The sequence below is a fragment of the Lysinibacillus sp. IITD104 genome (assembly GCF_036698265.2).
Taxonomy (GTDB): Bacteria; Bacillota; Bacilli; order Bacillales_A; family Planococcaceae; genus Lysinibacillus; species Lysinibacillus boronitolerans.
Genome location: NZ_JBAHYH020000001.1, coordinates 4,408,302 through 4,414,989 on the forward strand (window position 1 = coordinate 4,408,302; position 6,688 = coordinate 4,414,989).

Below are 6,688 nucleotides of genomic sequence, written 5' to 3' on the forward strand. Positions count from 1 at the left end.
ACGCGGATGTACAATAAAAAGATGCCTTACCGCTCCCCATCTAAGCTAGTAAGACATCTTTAAACCCTTAAAATCTCTTAACTTTTATTTATAGACCCCTTTTAATTCAATCGTGCTCATCTCTTTAAACGGGGGAACAGACCCCGTCACGTTATGTTAGTGGAATAGGCTGGACTGTACCCGAGTGCAATCCATAGATAGTTATTAGGAAAGTTTGATATGTTGGATAGTAGATTTGTATTTTACGCTAATTTTTCATACCCTGGAAGTGTCAAGAATTCTGCAAATTCATCTTGTTCAATTAAGGATTTAAACAGTTCAGCAGCTTCTTCATAGCGACCACTGTTATAAGCTTGTTCCCCAACAGCCTCTTTAATCTTCACAAGTTCTTCTTCCAATATTTCTAAAACAAATGCTAATGTAATACCACGTCCATCATCTAAGATTCCTTTCGGATGACGGATCCATTGCCATACTTGTGTACGAGAGATTTCTGCTGTTGCAGCATCCTCCATCAAGTTATTAATTGGTGCAGCCCCGTTACCTCGAAGCCATGAAGCAATATATTGTACACCAACACTACAGTTAATACGTAGACCTTCAATTGTAATTGTTCCTTCTGGTACAGCTACTAAATCTTCGGCAGTTACATGTACATCCTCACGCTTTTTATGAATTTGGTTAGGCGTTGTCATAATAGCATCAAATTGCTCCATCGCTGTTGCAACCATACCAGGATGTGCTACCCATGTACCGTCATGCCCCTCTGTTGCCTCACGACGTTTATCTTCTGCCACTTTTGCAAAGGCTACTGCATTTGCCTCATCATCATTTTTAACTGGAATTTGTGCTGCCATTCCGCCCATTGCTGGTGCATTCCGCTTGTGACATGTTTGAATACATAAAGATGTATAGGCTTTCATGAAAGGTACTGTCATCGTTACTTGCCCACGATCTGGCAAAATAACGTCAGCTTGATTGCGTAGACGTTTAATATAGCTGAAAATATAATCCCAGCGACCACAATTCAAACCAGCTGAATGTTCACGTAGCTCATATAAAATTTCATCCATCTCAAACGCGGCTAAAATTGTTTCAATTAATACAGTAGCTTTTATTGTCCCCTGTGGAATACCAATATAATCTTGAGCAAACACAAAGACATCGTTCCATAGTCGAGCCTCTAAATGGCTTTCAAGCTTTGGTAGATAGAAGTATGGCCCTGTACCTTGTGCAAGTGCGTTTTTGGCATTGTGGAATAGATATAAACCGAAGTCAAAGAAACTGCCTGAAATCGGCTCTCCATCCACTAGTACATGCTTCTCAAGCAAGTGTAAACCTCGTGGACGTACTAACAGCACTGCTGTCTCATCATTTAATTTATATGTTTTGCCATTGGATGCTTGTGTAAATTCAATCGTCTTATTAATAGCATCACGCATATTAATTTGACCACCAATCATATTTTCCCATGTTGGGGAAGATGCATCCTCAAAGCATGCCATGAACATTTTTGCTCCAGAATTTAACGCATTAATAACCATCTTCCGATCAACTGGCCCTGTAATTTCAACACGGCGATCTTGCAAGTCTTTTGGAAGTGGTGCAATTACCCAATCACCTTCACGAATATGCTTCGTCTCTGGCAGGAAATCCAGCTTCTCTCCCGCATCAAGTCGTTTTTGGCGTTCTTGTCGAGCCTCCAACAGCTCCTTGCGGCGAGCATCAAATTTTTCGTGCAGGGCAAGAACAAATTCAAGAGCTTCAGGTGTCAAAATTTCATTAGTTTGCTCGTTTTGTTCTCCAACAATTTTAAGCTTACCTGTCGTTGCTTGTTCCATTAGCTGTTTACCCACCTTTGCCATTTTAGTTTCGTCATCCTCCGCTTTAGGAGGAGCGGAGGAGACTATTCTATGATTATGAATTTAGGAAAACACGTATTTAAACTAAGACTTATACAAACTGTTCTGTTTCAGTAGAACCTGCCATTGCAGTTGTAGAAGAAGTACCACCAGAGATAACTTGAGAGATTTCATCAAAGTAACCAGTACCTACTTCACGTTGGTGACGTGTAGCTGTATAGCCTTTAGACTCAGAAGCAAACTCTGCTTGCTGTAGCTTAGAATATGCAGCCATACCATTATCTTTATAGTCATGAGCAAGCTCAAACATAGAGTGGTTAAGTGCATGGAAACCTGCTAAAGTAACAAATTGGAATTTATAACCTAACTTACCAAGTTCACGTTGATACTCTGCAATTTCTTCTTCTGAAAGATTTGCCTTCCAGTTGAATGAAGGTGAGCAGTTGTATGCAAGCATTTTACCTGGGAACTCAGCATGAATAGCCTCAGCAAATTCTCTAGCTTCTTCAAGTGATGGTTTAGAAGTTTCACACCAAATTAAATCTGCATATGGCGCGTAAGCTAAACCACGAGCAATTGCTTGTTTGATTCCAGCTTTTGTACGGAAGAAGCCTTCGGGTGTGCGTTCACCAGTGATGAACTCTGCATCACGTGGATCAATATCTGATGTAACCATATCAGCAGCATCAGCATCTGTACGTGCAATTAAAATTGTATCTACACCCATAACATCCGTTGCTAAACGTGCAGCTACTAAGTTACGAACAGCATTTTGTGTTGGAAGTAATACTTTACCTCCAAGGTGTCCACATTTCTTTTCAGAAGCTAATTGATCTTCTAAGTGAACACCAGCTGCTCCAGCTTCAATCATACCTTTTACAAGCTCGAATACGTTTAGAGGCCCACCAAAACCTGCTTCTGCGTCTGCTACGATTGGCGCGAACCAATCAAATTGATCAACACGTCCTTCAGCATGATCAATTTGATCTGCACGTTGAAGTGCTTGATTAATTCGTTTTACTACTGCTGGTACAGAGTTAGCTGGATATAATGATTGGTCAGGATACATTTGACCAGACAGGTTTGCATCTGCAGCTACTTGCCAGCCTGATAGATAGATAGCCTTTAAGCCAGCTTTTACTTGTTGTACTGCCTGATTCCCCGTTAATGCCCCCAATGCATTGATAAACGGTTCCTCATGTAATGAATTCCAAAGTCGAGTAGCACCTTTTTGCGCTAGTGTTTGTTCAATTACTACTGTCCCCTGTAATTTAACAACCTCTTCAGCTGAATATGTGCGTTCAATACCAGCCCAACGTGGGTTTTCAGCCCATTGTTTTTCTAAAGCTTCGATTCTTTCTTGACGAGTTGACATATTGAAATTCCACCTTCCCCTTTGTGTACAATATACTCTGTTAAAAAACTTTTAATTATCTGTTCCATAACAGGTTTATTTGTTGTAAATTAATATATAACAGACTATTTGAATTTTCATTATTTTTCGATAAAAGATCAAATTTTAAGGATAAAACTACCTTTTTTAAGGATGAAATTTGGAAGACTGTTTACAAACAAGGGGGATATTCACAATGAACAATGAGTTAAATTCTTTCGTAAAAGATATTTCACAACAATATATTTTTATGTTAAAAGACTGGATACCTGCTGATTCATCCATTGCGATTGCTGTTGAACATTCTTATGTTTATTTTCACTCTGGTCACCAAAGTATTCATTTAGAGATAGGGCAACAAGTATTACCTGGGAGTATTGCGGACCAAGTGTTACAGACTCAAAAAAAAACAGATGCTATTTTAGATAATTCCCTATTCGATACGCCATATTACGGCATTGGTTATCCCATATACATTCAAAATAAGCCTGCTGCTCTTGTCATTGTCCTACCGTCATCATTTACAACAAAAAGAGCCGAACCATATCAATTTTTAACTGGAAAGCAAGAGGAGGAATGGAATCCTGTAGCAATTAATAAAATATCTCATATTGAAAGCCTACAGAAAAAAACATGGTTTTATGTAGAGGGTGATCAGTATAAAACGAGTATTACACTTAAAGAACTTCAATTACGATTACCATCATATTTTATTCGTATCCATAGATCTTACATTGTAAATATACATTTCATAAAAAAAATGGCACGCGATTTAACATCAAATTTTATTGTCACTTTAATTGATGGAAGTGAGTTACCAGTGAGTCAATCTTATCTAAATGATCTTCGGAATGCTCTTGAGTTTTAAGTATAAGGCTGTCCTTTTCCGGGAACAGCCTACTTTCTTAATTTCAGTACAACAAAAAGAGGCTGGGACATAACTAGCTTCAATTAGTGAGAAATCCTAATTTGAATTCATTCAAATTAGGATTTCTCTATTTTTTATGTTGTCTCCCTACCTAATGGCTGTGAATTTTCTTAAATTCACAGCCATTAATGCCAGACCTATTTCATTTTTAACCTTCGATTTTCCTCGAACAGAAAATCGAGTGAAACGCAAATTAGCTTTCAAGAATCCAAAAACTGGTTCCACGTCAATTTTGCGTTGACGATAAATGGTACTCGTTTTTTCTTCTGAAAGCTTTGTTCTTACATATTCTTTTTGCTGTTCCCACTTCTCATTCACTATTAACTTACGATTATTTCCTTCTTTTGCTTTTGTACATAATGAACGAAATGGGCATTCGGAACAGTCTTCACATTCGTATACCTTAAACTCGCGCGTGAAATCATATTGATCCGTTCTCGTGGTACGATATTTAAATACAAGCTGTTGTTGGTTTGGACATGTGTATTGATCATTTTCTTCATCATAATCCCAGTATGCTGTATTGAATTCGTTTTGTTTATACTTTTTCTTTTGTTCTTTTAAATACAAGTTATACGTAATTAAGGCTTCTCGTTTACGATTCGAAAGGATATCATCATAATTTTGTTCGCTACCATATCCAGCATCTGCGACGACGTGTTTTGGTAGCTCAAAATAATGTTGTTCGATTTCATCTAAAAACGGGATTAAGGTACGTGTATCCGTTGGGTTCGAATAGATACTGTAGGCAAGCACATATTGACCTTCTGTTGCGACTTGGATGTTATAACCTGCTTTCAATTGACCATTTTTCATATAGTCATCTTTCATTCGCATAAATGTGGCATCTGAGTCCGTCTTGGAATAACTATTTCGCATGCCAAAGATTTCAAAGTCTTTTTGATATTTTAGTTTACGTACAATATAGTCGATTAATTGTTTGCGTGCTTGCTTTGGGAATTTCCGTTCGGCTCTTAAAGCTTTTCGCGCAGCTACATCCGATGAATCCTCTATTTTTTGATCATATGTAGAAATCACTTCGTCTACTTTTTCTACCATCTGGGCGAGCTCTTCTACTGCTAATTCTTCTCCATTTTCTCGTTCAATTTCTGGTATGATTTCTTTCTCGAGTAGCTCATCGTATAACTGGTTTGATTTTTCAATTAATCCGTTATGATATTTCTCGATGGATTTTTTCCACACGAAAGTAAATTTGTTCGCATTGGCTTCGATCTTTGTTCCATCAATAAAAATAGCTTCCTGATCAATTAATTCTTCTTGGACCAACTGGCAACGGAATTGGACGAAACATTGGCGGATCAACTCTTTCATTTCTGGTTGAACACGAAAACGGTTGATCGTGCGGTAGCTTGGTTCATAGCCTTGAGCTAGCCACATCATCCGAAGACTATCTTTTAATAGGGCTTCAATTTTACGCCCTGAGAAGACAGATTGTGTATAAGCACATAAGATAATTTTAAGCATCATGCGTGGATGGTAGGCGGGACAGCCTTCATTTCGAAGGAATGGTTCAAACGCTTCAGGCGAGATACTTTCAACTAGATGGTGGACATGGAAGGCAATATCATTTTTTTGTAATGTTACTTCTAAATCTAAAGGCAAAACTAATTGATTCATGTTATAATTTTTAAACATAAGGATCCTTCTTTCTGTATAATTTTGTTGTGGTGACTTAATTTTATCAGAAGTGATCCTTATTTTTTTATGAAAAAATTTAAAGCCTGTGAAATTTTACTGATCGTAAAATTTCACAGGCTTTTTAATTTAGAGGTGGGTTTTGTCCCAGCCTCTTCATTTGCCTAGCGACGTCCTACTCTCACAGGGGGAAGCCCCCAACTACCATCGGCGCTTGGCGCGCCCGACAGGAGTCGAACCCATAACCTTCTGATCCGTAGTCAGACGCTCTATCCAATTGAGCTACGGGCGCATTTAAAATGGTGCCGAGGACCGGAATCGAACCGGTACGGTAGTCACCTACCGCAGGATTTTAAGTCCTGTGCGTCTGCCAGTTCCGCCACCCCGGCACATTTGGAGCGGAAGACGAGGTTCGAACTCGCGACCCCCACCTTGGCAAGGTGGTGTTCTACCACTGAACTACTTCCGCATGTGCATAAGTTTTTTATCTGGCAATGAAAATAATGGTGCGGGTGAAGGGAGTCGAACCCCCACGCCTTGCGGCGCTAGATCCTAAGTCTAGTGCGTCTGCCAATTCCGCCACACCCGCTTATTATTATTTCTAAATGGTGAGCCATGAAGGACTCGAACCTTCGACCCTCTGATTAAAAGTCAGATGCTCTACCAACTGAGCTAATGGCTCGAAAAAATGGTGCCGGCTATAGGAATCGAACCCACGACCTACTGATTACAAGTCAGTTGCTCTACCTGCTGAGCTAAACCGGCATATGGTGGAGGATGACGGGCTCGAACCGCCGACCCTCTGCTTGTAAGGCAGATGCTCTCCCAGCTGAGCTAATCCTCCTGGGT

Annotated in this window: 4 protein-coding genes and 7 tRNA genes; 1 reads left to right on the forward strand and 10 read right to left on the reverse strand. The window is 39.5% G+C overall.

Translation table 11 applies throughout. The features are described 5' to 3' along the window. Window positions 1-242: 242 nt before the first annotated feature. Window positions 243-1,841 carry a malate synthase A gene (aceB, locus tag V1L66_RS22310; RefSeq protein WP_258859470.1) on the reverse strand — a complete coding sequence of 533 codons (1,599 nt, stop codon included), beginning with the start codon at window positions 1,839-1,841 and terminating at the stop codon, window positions 243-245. 112 nt (window positions 1,842-1,953) lie between these two features. Continuing rightward, window positions 1,954-3,237, reverse strand: a complete 1,284-nt coding sequence (gene aceA / locus V1L66_RS22315) for an isocitrate lyase (protein WP_004233046.1) — start codon at window positions 3,235-3,237, stop codon at window positions 1,954-1,956. 214 nt (window positions 3,238-3,451) lie between these two features. Between aceA and V1L66_RS22320 the strand changes: the two genes are divergently transcribed. Next, a complete protein-coding gene (locus V1L66_RS22320) occupies window positions 3,452-4,123 on the forward strand; it encodes a LytTR family DNA-binding domain-containing protein (protein WP_036075349.1) in 672 nt (223 codons plus the stop codon). A gap of 147 nt (window positions 4,124-4,270) precedes the next feature. Here the strand turns inward: V1L66_RS22320 and V1L66_RS22325 are convergent, their stop codons facing one another. The 8 genes from V1L66_RS22325 to V1L66_RS22360 all read right to left on the reverse strand — a co-directional run bounded on the left by V1L66_RS22325 (window position 4,271) and on the right by V1L66_RS22360 (window position 6,683). Next, window positions 4,271-5,839 carry an IS1182 family transposase gene (locus V1L66_RS22325; RefSeq protein WP_333006306.1) on the reverse strand — a complete coding sequence of 523 codons (1,569 nt, stop codon included), beginning with the start codon at window positions 5,837-5,839 and terminating at the stop codon, window positions 4,271-4,273. 215 nt (window positions 5,840-6,054) lie between these two features. Then, a tRNA-Arg gene (locus V1L66_RS22330) sits at window positions 6,055-6,131 on the reverse strand. A gap of 8 nt (window positions 6,132-6,139) precedes the next feature. Next, window positions 6,140-6,228: transfer RNA gene (locus tag V1L66_RS22335), tRNA-Leu, on the reverse strand. Between the two features lie 5 nt (window positions 6,229-6,233). Continuing rightward, a tRNA-Gly gene (locus V1L66_RS22340) sits at window positions 6,234-6,308 on the reverse strand. Between the two features lie 35 nt (window positions 6,309-6,343). Beyond that, window positions 6,344-6,428: transfer RNA gene (locus V1L66_RS22345), tRNA-Leu, on the reverse strand. Window positions 6,429-6,445: 17 nt separating this feature from the next. Continuing rightward, a tRNA-Lys gene (locus tag V1L66_RS22350) sits at window positions 6,446-6,521 on the reverse strand. A 7-nt stretch (window positions 6,522-6,528) separates the two neighbouring features. Further along, window positions 6,529-6,604: transfer RNA gene (locus V1L66_RS22355), tRNA-Thr, on the reverse strand. Between the two features lie 3 nt (window positions 6,605-6,607). Beyond that, window positions 6,608-6,683: transfer RNA gene (locus V1L66_RS22360), tRNA-Val, on the reverse strand. Window positions 6,684-6,688: the final 5 nt, after the last annotated feature.